A 23,241-nucleotide genomic window follows, 5' to 3' on the forward strand; every position below is an offset into this window, starting at 1 on the left:
CCCGGGCGGCCCGGCTCAGGCTTCCTTGGCGGTTTCCTTGGCCGGGGCCTCGTCGGCGACCGACTTCTCCAGTTCCTTGGCCACGGCGATCGGGTCCTCGTTGTCGCGCTCGGCCTGCGAGAGCCGCAGCCGCTCGAGGTAGCTGAGCTCGTTGAGCGCCGAGCGGGCGTAGACCTGCTGCTCGGTGATCGCCAGCTGGGTGCGCCCGCGCGTGGTGAACGAGAAGAACCAGTTGACCAGCGTGTTCAATCGGTTGCGGTAGCCCACCAGATACACCAGGTGCAGAGCGAGCCAGCCGAGCCACGCGAAGTAACCCTCGGTCTCGAACTTCTTCTTGGTGCCCGGGATCGGCACCTGCATCACGGCGCTGAACCGGGAGACGGTCGCCATCGAGCCCTTGTCGAAGTATTTGAACGGCTTGCGCTGATCCGGCGTCTGGCCGTGCTTCAGCTCGGCCAGGATCGCGTCGGCGGCGTACCGGCCGCCCTGGATCGCGCCCTGCGCCACCCCGGGCACACCGTCGACGGCCATCATGTCGCCGACGACGAAGATGTTCGTGTGGTCGGCGACGGTCAGGTCCGGACCCACCTTGACCCGGCCGGCCCGGTCGAGTTCGACGCCGGTCTTGTCGCGCAACACCTCGCCGAGGGCGCTCGCCTGCACACCCGCCGACCACACCTTGCACTGGCTCTCGATGCGGCGCTCGGTGCCGTCCTTGTCCTTCACGACGAGACCGTCGTAGTCCAGGTCGACCACCATGGCGCCGAGCTGGATCTCCACCCCGAGCTTCTCCAGCCGCTTCGACGCCTTGGCGCCGAGCTTGGGGCCGAACGGCGCCAGCACGGCCGGAGCGGCGTCGAGCAGGATGACGCGGGCCTTGGTCGGGTCGATGTTGCGGAAGGCGCCCTTGAGGGTCTTGTCGCTCATCTCGGCGATCTGGCCGGCCATCTCGACGCCGGTCGGGCCGGCGCCGACGACCACGAAAGTCATCAGCTTCTCCTGCTCGGCCGGATCGTCGGAGAGTTCGGCCTGCTCGAAGGCGCCGAGGATACGGCCGCGCAGCTCGAGGGCGTGGTCGATGGTCTTCATGCCGGGCGCGTACTCGGCGAACTGGTCGTTGCCGAAGTACGACTGGTCAGCGCCCGCGGCGATGATGAGATCGTCGTACCGGGTCTCGGTGATGCGCTCGAGGAGCTGGCTGCGCACCACCTGCTGCTCGACGTCGATGTCGAAGACCTCGCCGAGCAGCACCCGGGTGTTCTTCTGCTTCTCCAGCACCACGCGGGTCGCCGGCGCGATCTCACCCTCGGCGACGATGCCGGTCGCGAGTTGGTACAGCATCGGCTGGAAGAGGTGCGTCGTGGTCTTGGCGATCAGCGTGACGTCGACGTCCTTCGCCTTCTTCAGGCGCTGGGCCGCGAACAACCCGCCGAACCCCGATCCGACGATGACGACCTGACGGCGAGTCGTACCGGTGGCGGGGGCGTTGGTCATCGAAACTCCTGGTGGCTGTGGGTTCAGGGTGCATGACGGACGGTACGGGTGGCCGGCCGCGGCGGCAATCGCTGTCGATCGCAGTCTCTCACGCTAGCGCGCGCGTGTCAGGCCGTCGTATCAGCACCCGGCCGCGGCCGCGGGTGGCCTGCCACTGCTCCCGCAGGATCTCGTATTCGACGACGGCATCCGGGCCGGTCAGGTCGACCGCGGCGCTGTCCGCGGCCAGCCGCATCCCCAGCTTCTCCATGACCCGGACCGAGGCCGTGTGCACCACGTGGGTGCCGGCGAAGATCCGGGTGGTGGGGGTCTGGGTGAACATCATCGCGATCAGCGCGTTCGCCGCCTCGGCCGCGTATCCCCGGCCCCAGGCGTCGCGCGGCAGCCGATAACTCAGCTCGAGTCCGTCGGTGCCGCCGTGCCGGGGTGTGCGCAACTGGATCCAGCCGGCGAAGGCCTCGTCGTCGCCGAGAGGGGACAGCAGCCACATTCCGGTGCCGTACTCGCGGTGCTGCGCCTGCATCCGCGGAATCACCCAGTCGGCGATCGTCGCGCGGCCGGTGGCCGGTCCGCCGCTGACGAAGCGCATCACCTCGGGATCGGCGTCGAGGCGGGTGAGCAGGTCGGCATCGGCGGGGGTGACCGGCCGCAGGCGCAGCCGGCGGGTGTGGAGCAGCACCTGATCCACAGTAGCGGCCGGGCGCGGTCGCCGGGCGGGGGTTCGATAGCGTTTCCCGATGTGTCGGAGACGTCGTGGGTTAACCCCCAATCCGGAAACCTCGAGTCCGGTGTCACCACGGTCCAGATCGCCCTCCGCTGGGGCGACATGGATGCGCTGGGGCACGTCAACAACGTGCAGATCGCCCGTCTCTTCGAGGAGGCGCGGGTGCGGGCCATGTCGGGCTGGTTCGGCGGTGAGCGCCCGGCCGAGTTCGTGACGCTGCTGGCCCGGCAGGAGATCGAGTTCGCGGCGGTGCTGCACTACTCGGGCCGTCCGGTGACCTGCGAGTTGTGGGTCTCGCGGATCGGCGGCAAGTCGTACGACCTGGGCTGCCGGCTGACCGACGCCGACGGCGGCGTGAGCGCGCTGTGCGAGACCACCCTCGCCGTCGTGGACATGGCGAGCGGCCGGTCGCGGGAGATCCCGGAGGCCATGCGCACCGTGCTCGAGGCCCACCTCGGTGAACCGGTTCCGTTCCGCAGGCGATGACGCCCGCCGGGATTGTCGGACCCCGTCGATAGTATCGGCGACGAGGTGAGAGGGGGATCGACGATGCTGACCGTTCATCGTGGTGAGAACGCCGGCGTGCTCGCCGACGTACTCGCCGAACAGCTCGCGGTGCCGCTCGCCGATCCGATGGCCACCGAGGTGGTGTCGGTACCCGCGTACGGCATGCAGCGGTGGTTGCAGCAGCGGCTCGCGACGCGACTCGGGACGGGCACGGGCGGGGACGGGATCGCCGCGAACATCGACTTCACCGCGCCCACGGCGCTGTTGCGGCGGGTCGTCGTGGGGATCTCCGACGATCCGGAGGCCGCCGAGCACTGGTACACCGACGCCCTGGTGTGGCCGGTGCTGCGGGTCCTCGACGCCCATCTGAGCGCCCCCGAACTGGAGGTGCTGGCCGGTCACCTGCGCGGGCGCGGCCGCCGCTTCGCCGCGGCCGCCACCATCGCCCGGCTGCTCGGTGACTACGGCTGGCAGCGGCCGGCGATGCTGGCCGACTGGTCGGCGCATCGGGACACCGACGGCGCCGGCCGCCCGCTGCCGGAGCCGCTGCGCTGGCAGCCGTGGCTGTGGCGGCTGGTGCGCGAGGAGGTGGGGCAGCCGCATCTGGCCGAGCAACTGGACGACGTCGCCGGCCGATTGCGATCCGACCCGGGCGCGGTCGATCTGCCGCCGCGGTTCGCGCTGTTCGGACCCGTCCGGCTGCCGGAGTCGTTGCGGGTGGTGCTGCACGCGCTCGCCGCCGGGCGCGAGGTGTCGCTCTATCTCCCGCATCCGTCCGACGCGCTGTGGCAGGCGGTCGCGGCGCGGCCGGTCACGGTCCCGCAGCCGCGGGAATCGGGATCGAGACACCGCGGGGCGCATCCGCTGCTGGCGGCGCTGTCGCGGGACATCGTCGAACTGCAGGAGGTGCTGGCACCGTCGATCGGTGACGACGTCTACCACCCGGAGTCGCCGGCAGCGGCACCGGCGACGCTGCTCACGGCGGTGCGGTCCGGGCTGCGCGAGGATGCCGTCGGGCCGGCCGCGGGTCTGCCCGCCGCCGACGACTCGCTGGAGATCCACGCCTGTCACGGGCCGGAACGGCAGGTCGAGGTGCTGCGGGACCGGCTGCTCCGCCTGTTCGACGATCATCGCGATCTGGAGCCGCGCGACGTGCTCGTCGTGTGCCCCGATGTCGAGACCTTCGCGCCGCTGATCGCTGGGGCGTTCGGGCGGCACGAGCAGGACCATCCGGGGTCGGCGCTGCGGGTCCGCCTCGCTGACCGCGGGCTCGCCGAGACCAACGAGGTCCTCGACGTACTCGATCATGTTCTGTCACTGGCGGCCGGGCGCGTGCGATCCGGTGATCTCCTCGACCTCATCGCCCTGCCCGCGGTGCGGCGCCGTTTCGCGTTCACCGACGACGACCTCGACACCCTCGCCGGATGGATCGAGAGGTCGGGCATCCGCTGGGGCATCGACGGCACCCAGCGCGACCGTTTCGGGCTCGCCGGTTTCCCACAGGGCACCGCGGTGGCCGGGCGGGACCGCATCCTGCTCGGGGTGCTCGCCGAGGAGGCCGAGAATCAGTGGCTCGGCGTCGGACTGCCGCTGGAGGGCATCGACTCGACCAAGATCGATCTGGCCGGGCGGTTCGCCGAGTTGATCGACCGGCTCGGCACGCTGCTCGGCGCCGCGGACGGATCGCACCCGGCTCGCGAATGGGCCGAGCTGCTGACCGGGGCGGTGGACCGGCTGACCGAACCCGACCGCGAGACCCAGTGGCAGCGGGCGCAGGCGATCGGCATGCTCACCGACGCGCTCGCCTCACCGGGTGCCGCAGCGGTCGAGCTCGATCTCACCGACGTGCGCGATCTGATGCGCGGGCTGCTCGCCGCCCGGCCGTCGCGCACCAACTTCGGCACCGGCGAACTGACCGTCACCTCACTGGCGCCGATGCGCTCGGTGCCGCACCGCGCGGTGATCCTGCTCGGGCTCGACGCCGAGGTCTTCCCACGCACGAGCGTGGTCGACGGCGACGACGTGCTGGCACGCGTCCCGCTGGTCGGTGAGCGCAACCGCCGCGACGAGGACCGGCAGATCTTCCTCGACGCCCTCACCGCGGCGACCGATCACCTGCTGATCTTCTACACCGGCTCCGATCCGGTCACCGGCGCGACGGTCCCGCCCCCGGCCGTGGTCGCGGACCTGATCGAGACCGCCGGCCGCGTGCGGCCGGGGCCGCCGGGAATCGTTCAGCGCCACACCCTGCACGCCTTCGACGAGCGGAACTTCACCGCGCACGACGGGGCGGCGCCGGCGAGCTACGACGCCCGCCTGCTCCCCGGTGCCCGGGCGCTGAGCGGGCTCGTCGCGTCCGGCGACCTGGGCGAACCGGGCCCGCGGCTGGCGGACGCCGTCCTGCCGCCGGCACCCGGCGGCGACATCGACCTGGACGACCTGATCGACTTCCTCGCCTCGCCGCTGGAACGCTTCGTGCGGCAGCGGCTCGGCGCGGTGCTGCCGGAGAGCGCCGAGACGCATCCCGATCAGCTCGACGTGACCCTCGACGGCCTGCAGGCGTGGAAGATCGGCGACCGCTACCTGCGGGCGTTCCTGCGCGGCGAGGATCCGCGGGTCCTCGGCGGTGCCGAACTGCGGCGCGGCACGCTGCCCCCGTTCGCGCTCGGCACGGCTGCGCTGCGCCCCATCGAGGAGAACGCGCGCGCCATCGGGGTGGCGGCACAGTCGCAGCAGGCCGGCGATCCCGACACCGTCGACGTCGTGGTGCGGTTGCGCGGCGGCCGCCGTCTCTACGGCACGGTGGGCGACGTGTTCGGCGACAAGCTGGTGGCGGTCAACTACTCCAAACTCGCCCCCAAACACCGGCTGGAGGCATGGATCCGGCTGCTGGCGATCGCCGCGGGCGCGGCGCGTCCCGTGCGCGAGGCGGTGGTGATCGGGGCGCCGTTCGGGTCGGAATCGGGGGCATCGCTGCGCCGGCTCACCCGGCCGGACGAGGCCGAAGCGTTGCTCGGTGTGCTGGTCGCCATCCGTGACGCCGGACTGCGTGGCCCGCTGTGGCTGCCGCCGCGCGTGGCCGAGGCGGCTGCGGGATCGTACGGCCGGGCGCAGCGCGTGCCGAGTGCGATGGCCCGGGTGCGCGGACTGAAGGAGTGGATGTACCGCGACCGATACACCGGTCTGGTGGTGTTCGACGATCCGGCGCGGCTGCCGTCGATCGACGAGTTGATGGACCTCGACGAGGTTCCGCTGTTCGGCGACCTGGATCCGGTCCTGCCCGCGATCGACGGCGCGAACCGTTTTCTGCGGTTGTCCGAGGCGGTCTACGGACCGCTGCTGCGGCACGAGGGGAACCGATGAGCGATTTCGATCCATGCGGCGAGCTACCGACCGGGACGGTGGTCCTGGAGGCGAGTGCCGGCACCGGCAAGACCTACGCGATCGTGTCACTGGCGCTGCGCTACCTCGCCGCCGGCGTACCGGTCGAGCGGCTGCTCATGGCGACCTTCTCCAACGCTGCGTCCAACGAACTGCGTGACCGTACGCGCAGCCGCATCGCCGAGGCCGTCGCCGCGCTGGAGCAGCCCGGCGTTCCGGTCGGCGACGAGGTGATCGCGGCGCTGCGGGAGGGAAGCCCGGCCGAGGTCGCGCTCCGGCGCGACCGGCTCGCCGTCGCGCTCAGCGATTTCGACGTCGCGACCGTCGCCACCACGCATACCTTCTGCAACCGGATGCTCGCCGCGCTCGGGTTCCTCGGCGAGCGCGCGCAGGAGTACCCGATCGTGGAGAACGTCGACGATCTGGTCGCCGAACTCGCCCGCGATCTGTATCTGTCGGAGTTCGCCGGGGGCACGGGCGGCGCGCCGTCGCCCGAGGCGGTCGAAGCGGTCGCGGTGGCGGCGGTGGCGCAGACACGGGTGCCCCTGGTCCCGGACGAGGATGAGGCCGACGAGGCGGCGCGGGTCCGCGTCGAACTCGCGCGCGCGGCGCGTGACCGGATCGCCGAGCGCAAACGGCTCGCGCGCCTCCGCACCTACGACGACCTGCAGAACACGCTGTGCGCCATCGTCTCCGATCCCGGGATCGGGCCGGCCGCCTGCGCGCGCATCCGCGAGCAGTTCTCGGTGGTGCTGATCGACGAGTTCCAGGACACCGATCCGGAGCAGTGGGAGATCGTGCGGACGTGTTTCGCCGGTCATCTGCCGCTGGTGCTGGTCGGCGACCCGAAGCAGTCCATCTACGCGTTCCGGGGCGCCGAGGTGCTCAGCTACCTGAACGCGGTGACCGAGGCGGGCGAGGTGCGGCGGCTGGCGACCAACTGGCGATCGGACCAGCCGCTCGTCGATGCGCTCGGCACCCTGTTCGCCGGCGCGGCGTTCGGCGACCGGCGGATCGCCGCCCAGCCGGTCGCCGCACGACAGGAGACCTCGCGGCTGCACGCCGCGCAGCCGTCGGCCGGGCCGGTGCCCGCGCTGCGGATGCGCGCCTTCCTGGAACGCGACTTCCCCGACTGCGAGGGGGCACCATCGGTCGGCGTGCTACGCAAGCGGGTGATCGCCGATGTCGCCGACGATGTGGCCGCCACACTGTCGTCGGGGCTGCTCATCGACGACGACGCCGCGCCCTCCGGGCGGCGGCCGGTGGAACCGGGGGACATCGCGATCCTGGTGCGCACCAACGTCACCGTCGAGCCGTTGCAGGAAGCTCTCGCCGGTCGCGGCGTGTCGTCGGTGGTGCGCTCGGGCACGTCGATCTTCAAGACCGCCGCCGCCCGCCACTGGTGGTACGTACTCGGTGCCGTCGAGCAGCCGTCGCGGTCCACGCGGGTGCGGCTGGCGGCGCTGACCCCGCTGGTCGGCCTGACCGCGGACCGGCTCGACGCCGGTGGGGACGAACTCACCGGCCGACTGGCCGCGATCTTCGCCGAACTCGGCAGGATCTTCGCCGAGAGCGGGTTCGCGGCCATGGCGGCGAGCCTGTTCGAGCGCTTCGGCACCGAGGAACGCCTGCTCGCGGGACGCGGCGGCGAACGACTGCTCACCGACCTGCGACAGCTCTCCGACCTGGGCAACGGGCGGGCGTCGTCCGGCTCGTCCGGGCTGGCCTCGCTCGTCGCGTGGCTCGGGGAGCAGATCGACGACAGCTCGCGGCTGCGGCACGGCGGCGCCCAGACCAGGCGGCTCGATCGCGACACCCGCGCCGTCCAGATCATGACCGTGCACGCCAGCAAGGGACTGGAGTTCCCCATCGTGTATCTGCCGTTCGGCTGGGACGGCGCGGCCAACCCCAGTCCGGAGACCTTCACCTTCCACGACGGCGGGGTCCGGATGCTCGACGTCGGCGGCCGGGACGCACCCGGGCGCGGCCGGCGGGAGGCGCTCGCGCTCACCGAGGAGGCCGGGGAAGACCTGCGGCTGCTGTATGTCGCGCTGACCCGGGCCCGGTCGCAGGCCGTCGTGTGGTGGGGGCCGAGCTTTCCCACCGAGCGCGGGCCGCTGCACAGGCTGCTGTTCACCGCCCCCGACCGCGCCCGCGCGGTCGCCGCGGGTCTCGGGCCGCAGGCCGTGCCGGAGCGGGTCGAGCTGCCGTCGGACATGGAGACGGTGATGACGCTGCGATCCGTCGCCGAGTCGTCGGCCGCGCCGATCGCCGTCGAGACGGCGGTGCGGGACGCGCCGGTGTCGTGGCGGCGGCCGGGCGACGGCGGACCGGCGCCGGAACTGGGCGTCGCGACCTTCTCCCGGCGCATCGACCAGGAATGGCGACGGACGTCCTACTCGGCGATCGTGCACGATGCTCACGCCCGTGTGCTCGGGGCCGAGCCGGCCGCCGCACCCGTCGCGGCCGAGGACGGCTTCCTCGACGACGAACCGGAGGAGACCGATGCCGCCGAGCTGGTGGTGGCCGCCGAATCCTCGTCGGACGGGATGCCGTCGCTGATGAACGGGCTGCCGTTCGGCGCGGGCTTCGGCACGCTCGTGCACGAGGTCCTGGAACACGTCGACACCTCCGCACCGGACCTCGCCGCGCACGTACGGCTGCGCACCGCGGAGGGTGCCGCGCACCGCGGTGTCGACATCGACGTCGATCAGCTCGCGGCGGCGTTGCTGGGCGTATTGACCACACCGCTCGGCTTCGGCGACCTGGCGGGTGTCCCACCCGCCGACCGGCTCGCCGAACTCGACTTCGAGATCCCGCTCGCACCACCGGGTTTCGGCCTCGACGCGGTCGGGGATCTACTCGCCGAACACCTGCCGTGCGGCGACCCGCTCGCCGACTACGCGGACCTGGTGCGGGAGGTCTCCGACCAGCGCTTCCGCGGGTTCCTCACCGGCAGCATCGACTCGGTGCTGCGGATCGCGGGGGAGAGATTCGTGATCGTCGACTACAAGACCAACCGTCTCCGGCCGGGTGAACTGACCGTCGAGGACTTCGGCACCGCGGCGATGGCCGGGGAGATGATGGCCGCGCACTACCCGCTGCAGGCGCTGCTCTACTCGGTGGCGCTGCACCGCTACCTGCGATGGCGGCTGCCCGGGTACCGGCCGGAGCACCACCTCGGACCGGTGCAGTATCACTTCGTGCGCGGCATGGCCGGCCCCGACACCCCGCCCGGCTGCGGCGTGTTCGAGTGGCATCCGCCGGCCGCCCTGGTCGTCGCGCTGTCGGACCTGCTCGCCTCACGCCGGTCGAGCGAAGTCGAGACCCGATGACCGCCCAGATCGTCGCCGCCGAGACCGGCGTTCTCCGCGTCTTCAACGAGGCCGGGGTCTTCGCCGCCGCCGACGTACACGTCGCGCGGCGGGTCGCCGCGCTGAGCGGCGCCCGGATCGGCGACGACGAACTGATCGCCCTCGCGCTCGCGGTGCGCGCGGTGCGCACCGGCTCCACCTGCGTGCAGCTGCGCCGCATCACCGAGATCGTTCCCGACGAGCCGATCGGGGACGACGACGCCGCCGAGCCGTCGATCGAGCTGCCCTGGCCGGATCCGGACGCGCTGGAAGCGGCGCTTCGGGAGTCGCCGCTGGTGCGCGGCTGCCCGAGCGGCCCGCTGCGCCCGCTGGCGCTCGTCGACTCGGCCGACGGCCCGCTGCTCTACCTGCGGAAGTACTTCCGGCAGGAGGAGAGCATCCGGGAGATCCTGGCGCGCCGTCGCAGCGGCCACCCCGACGTCGACCCGCGTGTGCTCACCGCGGCACTCGACACCGCCTTCGGCCCGGAGGACGCGGACGCGTACGACAGGCAGCGGGCCGCGGCGGCGCTCGCGGCGACGTCGTGGACCACGGTGCTCGCCGGTGGCCCCGGCACCGGCAAGACGTACACGGTCGCGCGGATCCTGGCGGTGATGGAGTCGGTCCTCGGCAGCGACGTCCGGATCGGTCTGTGCGCGCCGACGGGTCGTGCGGCGGCGCAGATGCAGTCCGCGATCAACGACTACCGGGCCGAGGCCGGTGTGCTCGCCGGGGCGCCGACCGCCGTCACCGTGCACCGGCTGCTCGGCTGGCGACCGGACGGCACCTACGGGCGCGGGCCCGGCAACCGGCTCCCGTACGACGTCGTGGTCGTCGACGAGACGTCGATGATGGCGGTCACCATGATGAGCCGCCTCCTCGAATCGCTCCGCGAGGACACCCGGCTGATTCTGGTCGGCGACCCGCACCAGCTCGTGTCGGTCGACGCCGGTGCGGTGCTGGCGGATCTGGTCGATCGTGAGCGGACCGGTGGGGCGTTGCCGTCGTCGTTCCGCGCCGTCGCCGCGCCGGAGGGGCACTTCACCGAGGCGGAGACGGCGGCGCTGGCCGACGGGGTGATCACGCTGCGGCGCGGGCACCGCTACCACGGGCAGATCTCCGAGGTGTCCGCCGCGATCAACGCCGGGGACGCCGATCGCGTCGTCGAGTTGGTGACGGCGCCCGCCGATTCCGCAGTGGAGGGTGGCCGCGTGGTGTTGCTCGATCCCGAGGATCTGGACCGCGTGCGGCGCCAGGTGTCGTCGTGGGCGAGGGATCTGCGGGCCGCCGCCCGCGACGGTGATGCGGAGGCGGCGCTGCGGGCGCTGGTCACCCATCGGGTGCTGTGCGCGCACCGCGACGGCCGGTACGGCGTGTCGGGCTGGTCGCGGCGGATCACCGGCTGGATCGCCGAGGATCTGCGTGAACCGCTGCCGCTGGACGGCTGGTACGCGGGGGAGCCGCTGCTGGTCAACGCGAACGACCCCACGCACCGCATCTTCAACGGCGACTCCGGTGTCGTGATCGACGACGGCGACAACACGGAGGGCGGGGGCCTGCGCGTGGCGTTCGCCCGCGGTGGCGAGGTGGTGCGTCTGCATCCGAGTCAGGTGGCCGACGCGTCGCCGGTGTACGCGATGACGATCCACCGCAGCCAGGGCAGCCAGTTCGGCGCGGTGACCGTCGTGCTGCCCGACGCCGGGGCCGAACTCCTGACGCGGGAACTGCTGTACACCGCGGTCACCCGCGCCCGGAATACCGTCTACATCGTGGGTACCACCGAGGCGCTGCGGGCGGCCGTCGGCCGTCGCGTCCAGCGGGCGTCGGGACTGCGCTCCGCGGTCCACGAGATCGCCGTCTCCACCGGTGGAGGCGCCCCCGACGCCGGTTGAGCGGTCCTGCCCGTCAGAAACGCACCCGCGTCAAGGAGGGCCGGATGTCCCGGATCTTCGGCAGGCTGCTGAGCGTCCGCAGCAGTGACGTCTTCCATGGGCCGCGGCCAGGCGGGAGTTCCAGGTCGGTCACCTCGGTGACCCCGGGAAGGTCGATGAGCGCCGCGGCCTCACTGACGGTCAGCGCGAACGGCATCGGTGGCGCCTGGTAGCCGGTGCTGAGCTTCAGGCCGGCCAGCGTCTTCCGGGAGAACCAGTGCGGGATCGAGTCGAAGACCAGCACCCCGCCCGGGAATCGTCCGGCGAGGAAGGCGATCAGGCCGCGCGCCTCCTCCGGGGTGAGATACATCAGCAGTCCCTCGGCGGTGACGATCACGCCGTCGTCCGCCTCGATGTCATCGGCCCAAGAGGTGTCCAGCGCTGACATCGCGCGGTACTCGATCGCCTCCTCGGGCGGGAACAGGCGCTCGCGGAGGGCGATCACCGGCGGCAGGTCGACGCTGAGCCACCTCCGGACCGGCCGCCCGAGCCGCCAGTACGACGTCTGCAAGCCCTCGGCGAGGGCGACGACGGTCGCCCTCGGATGCGCGTCCAGATAGTCGCGGATCTCCTGGTCGACGGCCAGCGCCCGCAGCGGGTGCGTCTGGCTCGGCTTCCCGAATCGCGTGAAATCGGTGTCGATCGCGCGATATGCCTCCACGGCGAGCGGATCGTCGAACGACGAGTCCGCGCGCATCGCCTCCTCGGCCCGGTTGCGCAGGGTCCAAAGCGTCGTCGCCGACACGCCGTCGAGCTGGTCGCCGTCGATACGTTCCATCTACTTAGGTTACCCTAATTCGAGGTGGATGCGCCGTCGAGCGAGTAGGCAGGGCCGGACGGCGTGGATGTCCGCAGAACACCTGCCGCCGCAGCGGCGCGAGTGGCGCGGTGTCCACCGCTCTCGGCGCGGTGAGCCGGGCTCGTCGCCGGCCCGTCAGGCCAGGTCGCAGCCGCCGGGGACCAGATCCCGCCGCCGGTACGACTCCCAGCCCAGGAACAGCCGCTGCATGTCGCGGGGGAGCTTCATGAAGTTCTGCATCGAGGCACTGCGGGCCACCTCGGTCTTGTGCGCGTTGATGGCGCGGACCTTGTCGCCCAGGCGGGCCTGCAGGTCGAGGGTCACGTCGACCAGGTCGGGTGCCGTCCCGGCGATGATGATCTTGGAGTCCTCGAAGAGGTACGGGCGAAGAGTCTCGACCGTGGCCTTCGGCAGCGTCGCGAAGTACAGCGACTTGGTGCGCCACGGCGCGCCGAGCTCGGGGGCGTAGCTGCCGATCGCGGCGGCGTCGGCGGCGATCACCGCCAGCCGGTGCGCGTGCATGTGGTCGGGATGCCCGTAGATCCCGTAGGCGTTGTAGGTGACGATCACGTCGGGCCGCAGCCGGCGGATGTGCTCGACGACGCGGCGCACGGCGTCGTCGAACGGCACATCGATCATCCGGGGTGCGCCGGGCGCCGATTCGGGGACGAAGCAGTCGGCGTAACCGAGCATGATCGGGGGCTCCGCCATGCCGAGCGCGGCGACCGCGTCGACCAGTTCGCGGTGGCGGCTGGTGCCCTCCGCCCAGGTACAGGTGATGAGCGACGTCTGGCCGCCGCGCGCGGCGAGTTCGGCGATGGTGCCGCCGGTCCACAGCGACTCGTCGTCGGGATGAGCATGGACGAAGAGAGCGTTCGCGGCACCGGGCACAAGGTCGAGGATACGGGGTGTGGGCGACCGGTAAACTGTGCTCGCGCATGACGCGCGACATTCCGACTACTTTGACCTCCGACGAAGGGGAGACCGAACAGACATGAGTGCGCAAACCCATGAGTTCCAGGCCGAGGCGCGGCAACTGCTGGATCTGGTCGTGCATTCGATCTACTCGAACAAGGACAGCTTCCTGCGCGAGCTGATCTCGAACTCCTCCGATGCGCTCGACAAGCTGCGCATCGAATCCCTACGCGACAAGGAACTCGTCGCCGACACCTCCGACCTGCACGTACGACTCGCTCCGGACGCGGAGGCGCGCACGCTCACCGTCTCCGACAACGGCATCGGGATGAGCCGCGACGAGGTGATCGAGCTGATCGGCACAGTCGCCAAATCGGGCACCGCGCAGCTGCGCGAAGCCCTCTCCAAGGCCGGCGACTCGGCGTCGTCGGAGGAACTGATCGGCCAGTTCGGCATCGGCTTCTACTCGGTGTTCATGGTCGCCGACACCGTCACCATGATCACCCGCAAGGCCGGCGAGACCGTCGGCACGCGGTGGGAGTCGACCGGCGACGGCACCTACACCATCGACGACGTCGACGACGCCCCGCAGGGCACCGCGATTACCCTCGCGCTCAAGCCGGTGGACGACGAGAACGCCGTGCACGACTACGCCGACCCGCAGGTGCTGCGCCGCCTGGTGAAGAAGTACTCCGACTTCATCGCGTGGCCGGTGCGGATGACCGAGGTTTTGACGAGCGCGGCCGGCGGGGACCGCTCAATCGGCGGGGACGGCGCAACCGCTGAGGAAGAGGGCGGCGAGGTTTCGACGGGCTCAACCGGCGAAACGGAGGTCGTCGACGCCGTCCTCAACTCGCAGAAAGCGTTGTGGGCCAAGAGCAAGGACGAGGTCTCCGAGGAGGAGTACGCCGAGTTCTACCGGCACATCAGCCACAACTGGGATTCGCCGCTGGAGACCATCTCGCTGCACGCCGAGGGCACCTTCGAGTACCAGGCGCTGCTGTTCCTGCCCAGCCAGGCGCCGTTCGACATGTTCATGCGCGAGCGCAAGTCCAGCCTGCACCTCTACGTGCGGCGCGTCTTCATCATGGACGACTGCCCGGAGCTGATGCCGGAGTACCTGCGGTTCGTGCAGGGCGTGGTCGACGCGAACGACCTGTCGCTCAACGTCTCTCGCGAGATCCTGCAGCAGGACCGGCAGATCCGGGCGATCCGCCGCCGTCTGGTGAAGAAGGTGATCGGCACGGTCCAGGAACTGCAGGACCGTCGGCCCGAGGACTACCAGACCTTCTGGACCAACTTCGGCCGGGTGTTCAAGGAGGGGCTGGTCAACGATCCGGACAACCTTCCGGCGCTGCTCAAGGCGTCGGTGTTCGAGTCGACGAACTCCGATTCCGAGCCCACCACCCTGACCGACTACCTCGCCCGCGCCGCCGCCGGCCAGGAGGTCATCTACTACATGACCGGCGAGTCCCGGCAGCAGATCGAGCACTCGCCGCACCTGGAGGGCTTCCGCGCCAAGGGCATCGAGGTGCTGCTGCTGTCCGACCCGGTCGACGAGATCTGGACCTCGCAGATGCCGGAATTCGAGGGCAAGCGATTCGTCTCGGTCGCCCAGGGTGAGGCCGATCTCGATGATGAGGACGCCGAGGACACCACCGAGCGCGACGCCGAGTTCGCCGGCCTGCTGACCTGGCTGACCGGGGTGCTCGACGACGACGTGAGCGAGACCCGCCTGAGCAAGCGGCTCACCGACTCGGCGGCCTGCCTGGTGGGTGACGCCTTCGCGATGTCGCCGCAGCTGGAGAAGCTGTACCGGGCGTCGGGCCAGCCGGTCCCGCACATGAAGCGGGTCCTGGAGCTGAACCCGGGCCACCCGCTGGTGACCGGCCTGGCGAAGGCCTTCGCCGACGGCGGCGACGATCACGCGGCGCTCGAGCCGACCGCGAAGCTGGTCTACGCGATGGCGCTGCTGGCCGAGGGCGGGGAGCTGGCCGATCCGGCGGAGTTCGCGAAGCTGCTGTCCGACACCCTCGTCGCCGGGCTGCAGTGATCCGATGGGCCTCCTGACACCTCTCGCCGTCCGCGTCGGCGCCCTCGGTTGGCTGCCGGAGTATCTGCCGTGGATCGTCAAGGTCGACGACGGCATCCAGAAGGTGTCGGGAGGCCGCGTCGACCTGCTCACCATCGCAGGGCTGCCGAGCGTCACCATGCTGATCCCCGGGCGGAAGTCCGGCATCGAGCGGAGCACCACGGTGCTCGCCGCTCCGGTGGGGGACGAGTGGATCGTCGCCGGGTCGTACTTCGGCGGCCCCAAGACGCCGGCCTGGGTCTACAACCTGCGCGCCGCCGAAACGATCGACGTCGAGATCAAGGGCAGGCGGGTGCCGATGTCGCGCCGCGAACTCGACGGCGACGACCGCGCACAGGCCTGGCAGACCCTCCGCGGCGTCTGGCCCAACTTCGACCTGTACGAGCAGCGCACCGACCGGGTGATCCCCCTCTTCCGGCTCAGCCCGGTGGTCGCCCACTGAGTCAGTGGGCACCGCCCGGCCGGTTCGTTGTGGCCCGCTCAGCAGAGTGGGCCACAGCGAACTCGCTGGCAGTGATCGGATGGCCGGATAACATTCGGGGCATGACCGAGCTGGGACCGGATCGACCGGTCGACGCGAATGAGTTGATTCGCCGCCGTCGTTCGCTATCGACCGTCGATCCCGCCCAGCTACGTGCAGACATCGACAAGTTGCTGGCGTTCGGTGAAGTCCGGGCACCCGAGATCGCGGATCGTTGAAGCGGCATGCTCAGCCGTTGGGGCACACGGCCTAGGACGCTGCTGAATAATGACCGCGATCGCCTACAGCAGCCCGTTGAGCCGGAACGGAGCGCTAGCGAAGTTCCGTGTCGAAACGCCGCGACAAATGCTGGGCCACAACGGCTTCCGGTCAAATGAGGATGGGTTTCGACACGGCTCCTCGCTGCGCTCGTCATCGGCTCAACCAGCTGACGGGGGGCAGATATCCGGATTCTTCAGCAGTCTCCTAGCCACTGGTTGAGCGGGGCGAACGAAGTGAGGCCGCGTCGTCGCTCCGCTCCGCCAACAATGCTCAGGACCCTCCAAGCCGCTCGTCGACAGATGGTTGTTGCCCACTGACTCAGTGGGCGCCGCCCGGCGACTTCGTTGTGGCCCGCTCAGGAGAGTGGGCCACAACGAAGTCGCCGGCACGGATCGGCGCCGAGCGGCGGACGGGGGCTACTCGCCCCGGAACTCCGGGGGGCGCTTCTCGAAGACGGCGGTGATGGCCTCGGTGAGGTCGTTGCTCGGGAGGAAGGCGGCGTTCCAGGCGGCGACGTAGCGGAGGCTGTCGTCGACGCGGGCGGCGCGGCTGTGGTCGAGCACCGTCTTGACGCCCTGGACTACCAGCGGGGGATTGGCGGCGATCTGTGCCGCCGACTCGCGGGCGGCCGCCAGGACGGCGTCGCGGTCGTCGTACACCTCGGTGACCAGTCCGATCCGCTCGGCGCGGGCGGCGTCGATGTCCTTGCCGGTGAGGGCCAGGTCGCGGGTGTGGCCGTCGCCGACGATCAGCGGCAGGCGGGCGAGCGAGCCCATGTCGGCGACGATGGCCACCTTGACCTCGCGCACCGAAAACTTCGCATCGGCGCTGGCCAGCCGGATGTCGGCGGCCGTGATCAGGTCGACGCCGCCGCCGATGCACCACCCGGCGATCGCGGCGACGACCGGCTTTCGGCAGTCGGCGACGGCGTTGATGCCGTCCTGCATGCGCTTGATCAGGTCGTGGAAGTCGGTGCGCGCCTTGGCCTTCGCACCGTCGGCGAGGACGGAGCCGAAGTCGCCGGCCATCGCGGGCAGGTCGAGGCCGTAGGAGAAGTGCTTGCCCGAGCCGGTCAGCACCACCGAGCGCACGTCGGGGTCGGCGTCGATACCGCGGAAGATCGGCACCAGCTCGGCCCAGAACGCCGGCCCCATCGCATTGCCACGGCCCGGACCGATCAGGGTCACCTCGGCGACGTGCTCGGCGACGGTGACCTCGAAGGCCTCGTACTCGACGGTGCGGTAGCTCATTCGATGACTCCTGGGTGGTGCGGATGCTGTCGGCTCCGAACCTTACTCGGTCTCAGCTGCGGGTCAGTTTGGGGATGAGCCGCTGTGTCTTCTCCGGGGTCCAGCCCGGCGGCGTCAGGATCCACGCCCACGCCTGCGGGATCGCCGCGAGGTAGGTGTGCCCGTGGCCGTCGGGGACGTTCGCCGCGACCGCCATGTCGGCAGAGACCTGCAGGAAGGTGACGACCGGGATCCAGCGGGTCGCGGGCAGCACATCCGGTCCGCGCTTCTCACGGAGCCAGTCCGGTTTGTTGAACAGGAGTTTCGGCGACCACCACGAGATGGGATCAGAGGCGTGCTGCACGTAGACCATGCGGGTGTCGTGCGGTGCGGCGTCGGTCCGCGGCAGGTCACCGCCGTCGGCGATGAACCGCACCTGATCGCCGTAGCGATAGACCGGCTGCCACTCGGGCGAGCCCGGCTGGCGGTTGCGCGTCACGTCGTTCCAGAGCGTGTTGCTGAACGTCGGGCCGGTGAACAGCGCGCCGTTGGTCCGGGCCAGCAGTGTCGGCATCGAGCCGAACGGCGCCTCACCGCCGAACGACCCCAGGCTCTCGCCGAAGACGACGACCTTCGGCCGCTGCGCCTCCGGGATCCTCCGCAGCCGGACGTCGATGGCCTCGAACAGCGCGACACCGGCCTGTCGTGCGCGTTCCTGATCCACCAGGAACGACAGCCAGCTCGGCAGCATCGAGTACTGCATCGAGGCCATCGCGGTGTCGCCGTTGTACATGTATTCGAGCGAGTCGGGCATGGAGCGGTTGATCCAGCCGGTGCCGGTCGTCATGCCGATGCCGATCAGCTTGCGCTGGAAGGCACCGGTGCGCTCGAGTTCGTCGACGACGAGCTGCGCGGTCGCGAGCGGGCCGTCGGCCGACTCCAGCCCGGCGTAGACGCGGATCGGCTGCTTCGCCGGGGTGCCGTTGAACTCGGTCAGCTGCTCGGTGGTCGGCCCGGACGACACGAACGCCCGGCCCATGCGGCCCAGACTCTTCCAGCTGACCTTCGATTCGGGGCCACCCGACCGGAGGCTCGACGTCGGCGGGTCCGAATCCGGTGTGCTCTCGCTGTTCAGCGCGGCGAACGACGAGTTCAGCGCCCGCATCCCGTAATCGGCGACCATGCCGTTCACCACGAACACGGTCAGCACGACGGCGATGGCCACCGCGGTGACCGCCGAGATCCGCGGCGGGACACGGCGATTGAGCCGGCGTGTCAGGTCACGGACACCGGCGCCCCACAGCTGACCGATCACCACGAGCAGGGTGAAGGCGATCACCGTGACCACGACCAGGATCGGGTACGCCGTCCACGACGAGTGCGCCACGCCCATCAGGTCGCGGATCTCGTTCTGCCACCGCCCGTAGAAGTAGAGCATCACCGCGGTGCCGATCACGCACGCGACGCCGAGTGCGCTCCAGGCCGTGGTACCGGCCCGCCGCCACGGTTCCTTGCGCGAGATCAGGTAGCGCGCCAGGTAGGCGAAGAAGGTGCCGATCATGTAGCCGACGGCGGCGGAACCGCCGCTGACCAGGCCCTGGAACAGGGGGCCGCGGGGGAGCAGGGACGGCGTGAACGACAGCCAGAGCAGCAGCGTCCCGACCAGCGCGCCGGCGTAGGAGAAGTGGGTGATGTTCCGCTGCCACCACGCGCCGAAGCGCCGCCACCTGCTGGGCGCGGGAGATTCGCTGGGAGTGTCGTCCGCGGTGGCGCCCTCCGCAGCGGGGGCCGTCGCGTCGTCGGCGGGAGGTTCCGTGGCTTCGCTGTCGGGAGTGCCGGCTTCGGGTGAGGACATCGGGTGTTCTCCATTCTCGCCGGGCGCGCCCGTGCCGGCGTGGGCCTGTTACCGAGTGCGCGGTCAGGGCTACAGCGTAGCGGTGCCGGCCGGGTGCGGCGGCCGGTGTGCGTGGAGTGTCGAGGTGACGGACACCGGCGTGAACCGTCGATGTCCGGTATGTCACGATGGCCGGCATGTTCGACGATCCGCTCGCCCTCTCCGACGTCGCCGTGACCGTCCCGTCCGGGGATCCCGCCGCCGCGGCCGCCGTCTACACCGCGATGATCGGGGAACCGGAGCCGGGAACCGCCCGGTGGCGGGCGGGGAACGGCTCGCTGACCGTCGTACCCGCTTCGGCGGACGACGAAGCCCCGCGCGTGCGGTTCCAGGCGCACGACGCGGAAGCTGCGCAGAAGCTGCTCACCCGGCGCGGGCTGCGGCCCGACGAGGTGCGCGCGGTCGGCGTGACCGCCGCTGCCGGGGCGCGATCCGGTGCGCCGGTGCTCGATCACGTCGTCTTCACCGCGCCCTCGGTCGATACGGGGATCGCCCTGTTCGGCGGACGGCTCGGACTGAATCTGCGGCTGGTCCGCGAGTTCGGGCCGGTGTCTCAGCTCTTCTTCCGGACGCCGAGCGTGGTGGTCGAGGTGCTCGCGGGCGCGGAGAATCCCGGGATCGCGCTGTGGGGCCTGGCCTGGCACAGCGACGACCTCGACGCCGAACACGACCGGCTCGTGTGCGCCGGCCTGGCCCTGAGCGAGATCCGCGCCGGCCGCAAGCCCGGTACACGGGTGACGACGGTCCGCGAGCCCGCCCTCGGTGTGCCGACGATCCTGATCGAGCAGCAGCCGCGCCCGCGTTGACGCCGCCCGATACGGTGAGCGCATGACCGAATCCACCGAGTCCGGCGCCGAGCGCGATCCCGTCGTCCCGAACGCCGCGAGCCCGGAAGTCCCGAACCCGGAGGCCCCGAACCCGGAGGCCCAGCACCCGGACGCGGCGAATCCGCCGGCCGCGAGTTCGTACGAGGCGGGCGGGTACGGCCAGAATCCCTACGCACAGAATCCGTACGCACAGAATCCCTACACGCAGAACCCGTACATGCAGGGCCGGCCAGGCCAGCCGCCGTACGCCGCGGTCCCGCCGTACGGGGCGTACCCGCCGCCGATGCCGCCGGTCGCGCCTCCGAAGGTTCCGGGGAAGGCGGATCTGGGCGGGGCGTTCAAGTGGTCGTGGACGACGTTCTCGCGCTACACCTGGCCGATGCTGGTGCCCGGGCTGCTCTTCGTGGTCACCTGGGCGATCGCCCTCGTCGTCATGATCATCGGCATGCTCTGGATGGTGCCGGTGAAGACCGTCCGGACGTACGACGAGTACGGCTACGCCACCACCACGACGACCACCGAGTTCCACGTCGGCGGCCTGATCCTGCTGGTCGTGGCTTTCCTGGTGATGATGATCGTGGTGACCTACCTGCAGGGCGCGGTCTATTCGGGTGTGTTGCGGGTCGCCGACGGTGAGCCCGCGGGAGTCCGCGAGTTCCTCACGCTGCGGCGGCCGATCGCGTACTTCGTGACGGTGATCCTGCTCGGTCTGGTCACCCTGATCGGCTTCGTGCTGCTGATCGTGCCCGGCCTGATCGCGGCCTTCGCCTTTCAATTCGCGCCGATCATGGTGATCGAGCAGAAGATGTCGCCGACGGCCGCGATGGCGGCGTCGGCCCGCCTGGCGTTCGCCAAGAAGTCCGACAGCATCCTGGTGCTGCTGATCCAGATGGCGTACAGCTACGCCGGCAGTCTGGCGATGGTCGGGGTACTGGTGACGCTGCCGACCGGTGCCGCGTTCGACGTCCACGCCTACCGCGACCTCGTCGAGCGTCCGGTCCCTCCGCAGCTGTAGACGGCGGCCGGCTTCCCATCGGGGCCGACGGAATGCAGATGGCCCTCGTTTCGGAGAAACGAGGGCCATCTGCACGTGTGTCCGAGGGGGGACTTGAACCCCCACGTCCGTTAATAGGACACTAGCACCTCAAGCTAGCGCGTCTGCCATTCCGCCACTCGGACTCGTGCTGCGCTCCGCGTTGCCGCGGTGCGCCGTGTAACTCTAACCAACGTCGCCTGGGTATCCCAAATCGCGTGGAAATGGGCTTGAATGAGGGGGTGAGCACTCCCCGCGCGACCGACGAAGTAGTAGATCTGGTGAGCCGGCTGATCCGGTTCGACACCTCGAACACCGGAGAGCTGGAGACCACCCGCGGCGAGGAGGACTGCGCCAAATGGGTGGCGCAGCGCCTGGAGGAGGTCGGGTACGTCACCGAGTACGTCGAGTCGGGGCAGCCGGGGCGCGGCAACGTGTTCGCGCGGCTGGCCGGACCGCCCGATGCCGAGCGCGGCGCCCTGCTGGTGCACGTGCATCTCGACGTCGTCCCGGCCGCCGCCGAGGACTGGAGCATCGATCCGTTCTCCGGTGCCGTCCGCGACGGCTACATCTGGGGCCGCGGCGCCGTCGACATGAAGGACATGGCCGGCATGGTGCTCGCCCTGGCCCGGCAGCTCAAGCGCGACGGTGTGGTGCCGCCGCGCGAGCTGGTGTTCGCGTTCCTGGCCGACGAGGAGGCCGGCGGTACGTGGGGCTCGCAGTGGCTGGTGAAGCACCGTCCCGACCTGTTCGACGGCGTCACCGAGGCCGTCGGCGAGGTGGGTGGTTTCTCGCTCACCGTCGACCGGCCCGACGGCGAGGTGCGCCGTCTGTACCTCGTGGAGACCGCCGAGAAGGGCCTGTCGTGGATGCGGCTCACCGCGGAGGCACGGGCCGGGCACGGCTCGTTCCTGCACGACGACAACGCGGTGACCCGGATCGCCGAGGCCGTCGCCCGGATCGGCAGTCACACCTTCCCGCTCGTGATGACCGAGTCGGTCGCCGAATTCCTCACCGCGCTGTCGGAGGAGACCGGGCTGGAGTTCAGCCCGGACACCCCCGACCTGGAGACCGCGCTGTTCAAGATCGGCAATCTGGCCCGCATCATCGGCGCCACGCTGCGCGACACCGCCAACCCGACCATGCTGACGGCCGGCTACAAGGCCAACGTGATCCCGCAGCGGGCCGAGGCGGTGATCGACTGCCGCGTCCTCCCGGGCCGTCAGGCCGAGTTCGAGGCCACCATCGACGAGCTGATCGGTCCGGACGTCCGCCGCGAATGGATCACCCATCTCGATGCCGTGGAGACCACGTTCGACGGCCACCTGGTCGATGCGATGAACGACGCGATCCTCGCCTACGACCCGCAGGGCCGCACCGTCCCGTACATGCTCTCCGGCGGCACCGATGCCAAGGCGTTCGCCAAGCTCGGGATCCGCTGCTTCGGTTTCGCGCCGCTGCAACTGCCGCCCGAGCTCGACTTCGCCGCGCTGTTCCACGGGATCGACGAGCGCGTCCCGGTCGACGCCGTGCTGTTCGGCACCCGGGTCCTGGAGCACTTCCTGCTGAATTCGTAGCCTGTCGCGCTGATCTTCCGCGGTTTACCCGCAAAACACGAAATCCGCGAGGCGCAGGCCGTGGGAGACGAATGCGCCGTCGTCTCGACTCAGGTCGAGTCCGCGCCCTCCGAGCGGGATGTTCCAGCGACCGTGGCCGTCTCGGACGATCCCCAGTCGGATAGCCGGCAGACTGTGAGAGCCGCGTTGAAACATGGTCGTTTCGCCCGCGGCAAACGGGAGTGCGAGGCACATACGGTTGGACGTGAGGCCAGATGTGGGCCGTCTGCCTGCAGATCTGCGGCAATCAACACGACGCGGAGGACGCGCTCCAGGGCGCCCTGGTGGCCGCCTGGCGGCATCTCGACCGGTTTCGCGGCTAGGCCCGGTTCGCCACCTGGCTGCATCGGATCGCCGCGAACAACGCTATCGAGGTGGTCCGCCGCAGACCCGGCACCACGTCCACCGATTTCACCGACGCCGACGGGCCGGTCCTGCTGGAGGACTCGCCCGGCGCGATCGGCTTCGACGAACGACTCGCCCTGAACGATGTGTTGCGCGCCGCCCTCGCCGGCCTCTCCGGAGACCTCCGCGAGGCCGTGGTGCTGCGCGAGTTCGTCGACTTCACCTACGCCGACATCGTCGAACACCAGGGCGTCGGCGTCCAGACCGTCAAGTCGCGGCTGAACCGCGCCCGCCGCCAGCTCGGCGAGGCTCTGCGATACCAGTTGGCGGAGTAGCGGGCCGGGGCCGCAGCTATTCGA

General features: G+C 70.5%; 18 protein-coding genes and 1 tRNA gene. 12 read left to right on the forward strand and 7 right to left on the reverse strand.

Annotated elements, in window-relative coordinates:
• Positions 1–15 precede the first annotated feature (15 nt).
• On the reverse strand, positions 16–1,494 hold the full coding sequence (locus tag MYK68_RS09180) for an NAD(P)/FAD-dependent oxidoreductase (RefSeq protein ID WP_247867687.1): 1,479 nt from the start codon (positions 1,492–1,494) through the stop codon (positions 16–18).
• A gap of 88 nt (positions 1,495–1,582) precedes the next feature.
• A complete protein-coding gene (locus MYK68_RS09185; RefSeq protein ID WP_247867689.1) occupies positions 1,583–2,173 on the reverse strand; it encodes a GNAT family N-acetyltransferase in 591 nt (196 codons plus the stop codon).
• Between the two features lie 60 nt (positions 2,174–2,233).
• Between MYK68_RS09185 and MYK68_RS09190 the strand changes: the two genes are divergently transcribed.
• The 4 genes from MYK68_RS09190 (at position 2,234) to recD (ending at position 11,351) form a co-directional block, all read left to right on the forward strand.
• A complete protein-coding gene (locus tag MYK68_RS09190; protein ID WP_247867690.1) occupies positions 2,234–2,704 on the forward strand; it encodes an acyl-CoA thioesterase in 471 nt (156 codons plus the stop codon).
• A 63-nt stretch (positions 2,705–2,767) separates the two neighbouring features.
• On the forward strand, positions 2,768–6,088 hold the full coding sequence (recC, locus tag MYK68_RS09195; protein WP_247867696.1) for an exodeoxyribonuclease V subunit gamma: 3,321 nt from the start codon (positions 2,768–2,770) through the stop codon (positions 6,086–6,088).
• Positions 6,085–9,441 carry a UvrD-helicase domain-containing protein gene (locus MYK68_RS09200; RefSeq protein WP_247867697.1) on the forward strand — a complete coding sequence of 1,119 codons (3,357 nt, stop codon included), beginning with the start codon at positions 6,085–6,087 and terminating at the stop codon, positions 9,439–9,441. Before recC ends, MYK68_RS09200 begins: the two co-directional genes overlap by 4 nt.
• Positions 9,438–11,351 (forward strand): exodeoxyribonuclease V subunit alpha, encoded by a 1,914-nt coding sequence (gene recD / locus MYK68_RS09205; protein ID WP_247867698.1) that lies wholly within the window; start codon positions 9,438–9,440, stop codon positions 11,349–11,351. Before MYK68_RS09200 ends, recD begins: the two co-directional genes overlap by 4 nt.
• 13 nt (positions 11,352–11,364) lie before the next feature.
• Here recD and MYK68_RS09210 read toward each other — a convergent pair whose 3' ends face one another.
• Positions 11,365–12,168 carry a class I SAM-dependent methyltransferase gene (locus tag MYK68_RS09210; RefSeq protein WP_247867699.1) on the reverse strand — a complete coding sequence of 268 codons (804 nt, stop codon included), beginning with the start codon at positions 12,166–12,168 and terminating at the stop codon, positions 11,365–11,367.
• Positions 12,169–12,324: 156 nt separating this feature from the next.
• Positions 12,325–13,080 carry a PIG-L family deacetylase gene (locus MYK68_RS09215; protein WP_247867700.1) on the reverse strand — a complete coding sequence of 252 codons (756 nt, stop codon included), beginning with the start codon at positions 13,078–13,080 and terminating at the stop codon, positions 12,325–12,327.
• Between the two features lie 103 nt (positions 13,081–13,183).
• Here MYK68_RS09215 and htpG point away from each other — a divergent pair, with 103 nt between their 5' ends.
• From htpG to MYK68_RS09230, 3 genes are all read left to right on the forward strand, one after another.
• Positions 13,184–15,157 (forward strand): molecular chaperone HtpG, encoded by a 1,974-nt coding sequence (gene htpG, locus MYK68_RS09220; protein ID WP_247867701.1) that lies wholly within the window; start codon positions 13,184–13,186, stop codon positions 15,155–15,157.
• A gap of 4 nt (positions 15,158–15,161) precedes the next feature.
• Positions 15,162–15,638 (forward strand): nitroreductase family deazaflavin-dependent oxidoreductase, encoded by a 477-nt coding sequence (locus MYK68_RS09225; RefSeq protein ID WP_247867702.1) that lies wholly within the window; start codon positions 15,162–15,164, stop codon positions 15,636–15,638.
• A 101-nt stretch (positions 15,639–15,739) separates the two neighbouring features.
• Complete coding sequence (locus MYK68_RS09230) at positions 15,740–15,895, forward strand: hypothetical protein (RefSeq protein ID WP_247867703.1); 156 nt, start codon at positions 15,740–15,742, stop codon at positions 15,893–15,895.
• 459 nt (positions 15,896–16,354) lie between these two features.
• On the opposite strand, the gene MYK68_RS09235 is transcribed toward MYK68_RS09230, so the two are convergent.
• Together MYK68_RS09235 and MYK68_RS09240 are read right to left on the reverse strand one after the other, a co-directional pair.
• Positions 16,355–17,188, reverse strand: a complete 834-nt coding sequence (locus MYK68_RS09235) for a crotonase/enoyl-CoA hydratase family protein (protein ID WP_247867704.1) — start codon at positions 17,186–17,188, stop codon at positions 16,355–16,357.
• A gap of 52 nt (positions 17,189–17,240) precedes the next feature.
• Positions 17,241–19,022 carry an alpha/beta hydrolase gene (locus MYK68_RS09240; protein WP_247867705.1) on the reverse strand — a complete coding sequence of 594 codons (1,782 nt, stop codon included), beginning with the start codon at positions 19,020–19,022 and terminating at the stop codon, positions 17,241–17,243.
• A 176-nt stretch (positions 19,023–19,198) separates the two neighbouring features.
• Between MYK68_RS09240 and MYK68_RS09245 the strand changes: the two genes are divergently transcribed.
• Complete coding sequence (locus MYK68_RS09245) at positions 19,199–19,867, forward strand: VOC family protein (protein WP_247867706.1); 669 nt, start codon at positions 19,199–19,201, stop codon at positions 19,865–19,867.
• Positions 19,868–19,889: 22 nt separating this feature from the next.
• The gene (locus MYK68_RS09250; protein ID WP_247867707.1) at positions 19,890–20,903 is read left to right on the forward strand and encodes a YciC family protein; all 1,014 of its coding nucleotides are present in this window, start codon (positions 19,890–19,892) and stop codon (positions 20,901–20,903) included.
• A 78-nt stretch (positions 20,904–20,981) separates the two neighbouring features.
• On the opposite strand, the gene MYK68_RS09255 is transcribed toward MYK68_RS09250, so the two are convergent.
• Positions 20,982–21,067: transfer RNA gene (locus MYK68_RS09255), tRNA-Leu, on the reverse strand.
• A 96-nt stretch (positions 21,068–21,163) separates the two neighbouring features.
• Between MYK68_RS09255 and MYK68_RS09260 the strand changes: the two genes are divergently transcribed.
• The 3 genes from MYK68_RS09260 to MYK68_RS09265 all read left to right on the forward strand — a co-directional run bounded on the left by MYK68_RS09260 (position 21,164) and on the right by MYK68_RS09265 (position 23,217).
• Positions 21,164–22,498: a M20/M25/M40 family metallo-hydrolase gene (locus MYK68_RS09260; RefSeq protein ID WP_247867708.1), complete on the forward strand. Its 1,335-nt coding sequence runs from the start codon at positions 21,164–21,166 to the stop codon at positions 22,496–22,498.
• Positions 22,499–22,752: 254 nt separating this feature from the next.
• A complete protein-coding gene (locus MYK68_RS20835) occupies positions 22,753–22,860 on the forward strand; it encodes an RNA polymerase sigma factor (protein ID WP_349306172.1) in 108 nt (35 codons plus the stop codon).
• A gap of 51 nt (positions 22,861–22,911) precedes the next feature.
• Positions 22,912–23,217 (forward strand): sigma factor-like helix-turn-helix DNA-binding protein, encoded by a 306-nt coding sequence (locus tag MYK68_RS09265; protein WP_371307888.1) that lies wholly within the window; start codon positions 22,912–22,914, stop codon positions 23,215–23,217.
• The last annotated feature ends 24 nt before the right edge of the window (positions 23,218–23,241 follow it).

This window comes from Gordonia sp. PP30, from assembly GCF_023100845.1.
Lineage (GTDB): Bacteria > Actinomycetota > Actinomycetes > Mycobacteriales > Mycobacteriaceae > Gordonia.

Coding starts and splice junctions, on each gene's coding strand:
- MYK68_RS09180 (WP_247867687.1), bottom strand. CDS start 1,494: ATGACCAACGCCCCCGCCACCGGTACGACTCGCCGTCAGGTCGTCATC.
- recC (WP_247867696.1), top strand. CDS start 2,768: ATGCTGACCGTTCATCGTGGTGAGAACGCCGGCGTGCTCGCCGACGTA.
- MYK68_RS09245 (WP_247867706.1), top strand. CDS start 19,199: ATGTTCGACGATCCGCTCGCCCTCTCCGACGTCGCCGTGACCGTCCCG.
- MYK68_RS09240 (WP_247867705.1), bottom strand. CDS start 19,022: ATGTCCTCACCCGAAGCCGGCACTCCCGACAGCGAAGCCACGGAACCT.
- MYK68_RS09250 (WP_247867707.1), top strand. CDS start 19,890: ATGACCGAATCCACCGAGTCCGGCGCCGAGCGCGATCCCGTCGTCCCG.
- MYK68_RS09235 (WP_247867704.1), bottom strand. CDS start 17,188: ATGAGCTACCGCACCGTCGAGTACGAGGCCTTCGAGGTCACCGTCGCC.
- recD (WP_247867698.1), top strand. CDS start 9,438: ATGACCGCCCAGATCGTCGCCGCCGAGACCGGCGTTCTCCGCGTCTTC.
- MYK68_RS20835 (WP_349306172.1), top strand. CDS start 22,753: ATGTGGGCCGTCTGCCTGCAGATCTGCGGCAATCAACACGACGCGGAG.
- MYK68_RS09210 (WP_247867699.1), bottom strand. CDS start 12,168: ATGGAACGTATCGACGGCGACCAGCTCGACGGCGTGTCGGCGACGACG.
- htpG (WP_247867701.1), top strand. CDS start 13,184: ATGAGTGCGCAAACCCATGAGTTCCAGGCCGAGGCGCGGCAACTGCTG.
- MYK68_RS09225 (WP_247867702.1), top strand. CDS start 15,162: ATGGGCCTCCTGACACCTCTCGCCGTCCGCGTCGGCGCCCTCGGTTGG.
- MYK68_RS09200 (WP_247867697.1), top strand. CDS start 6,085: ATGAGCGATTTCGATCCATGCGGCGAGCTACCGACCGGGACGGTGGTC.
- MYK68_RS09230 (WP_247867703.1), top strand. CDS start 15,740: ATGACCGAGCTGGGACCGGATCGACCGGTCGACGCGAATGAGTTGATT.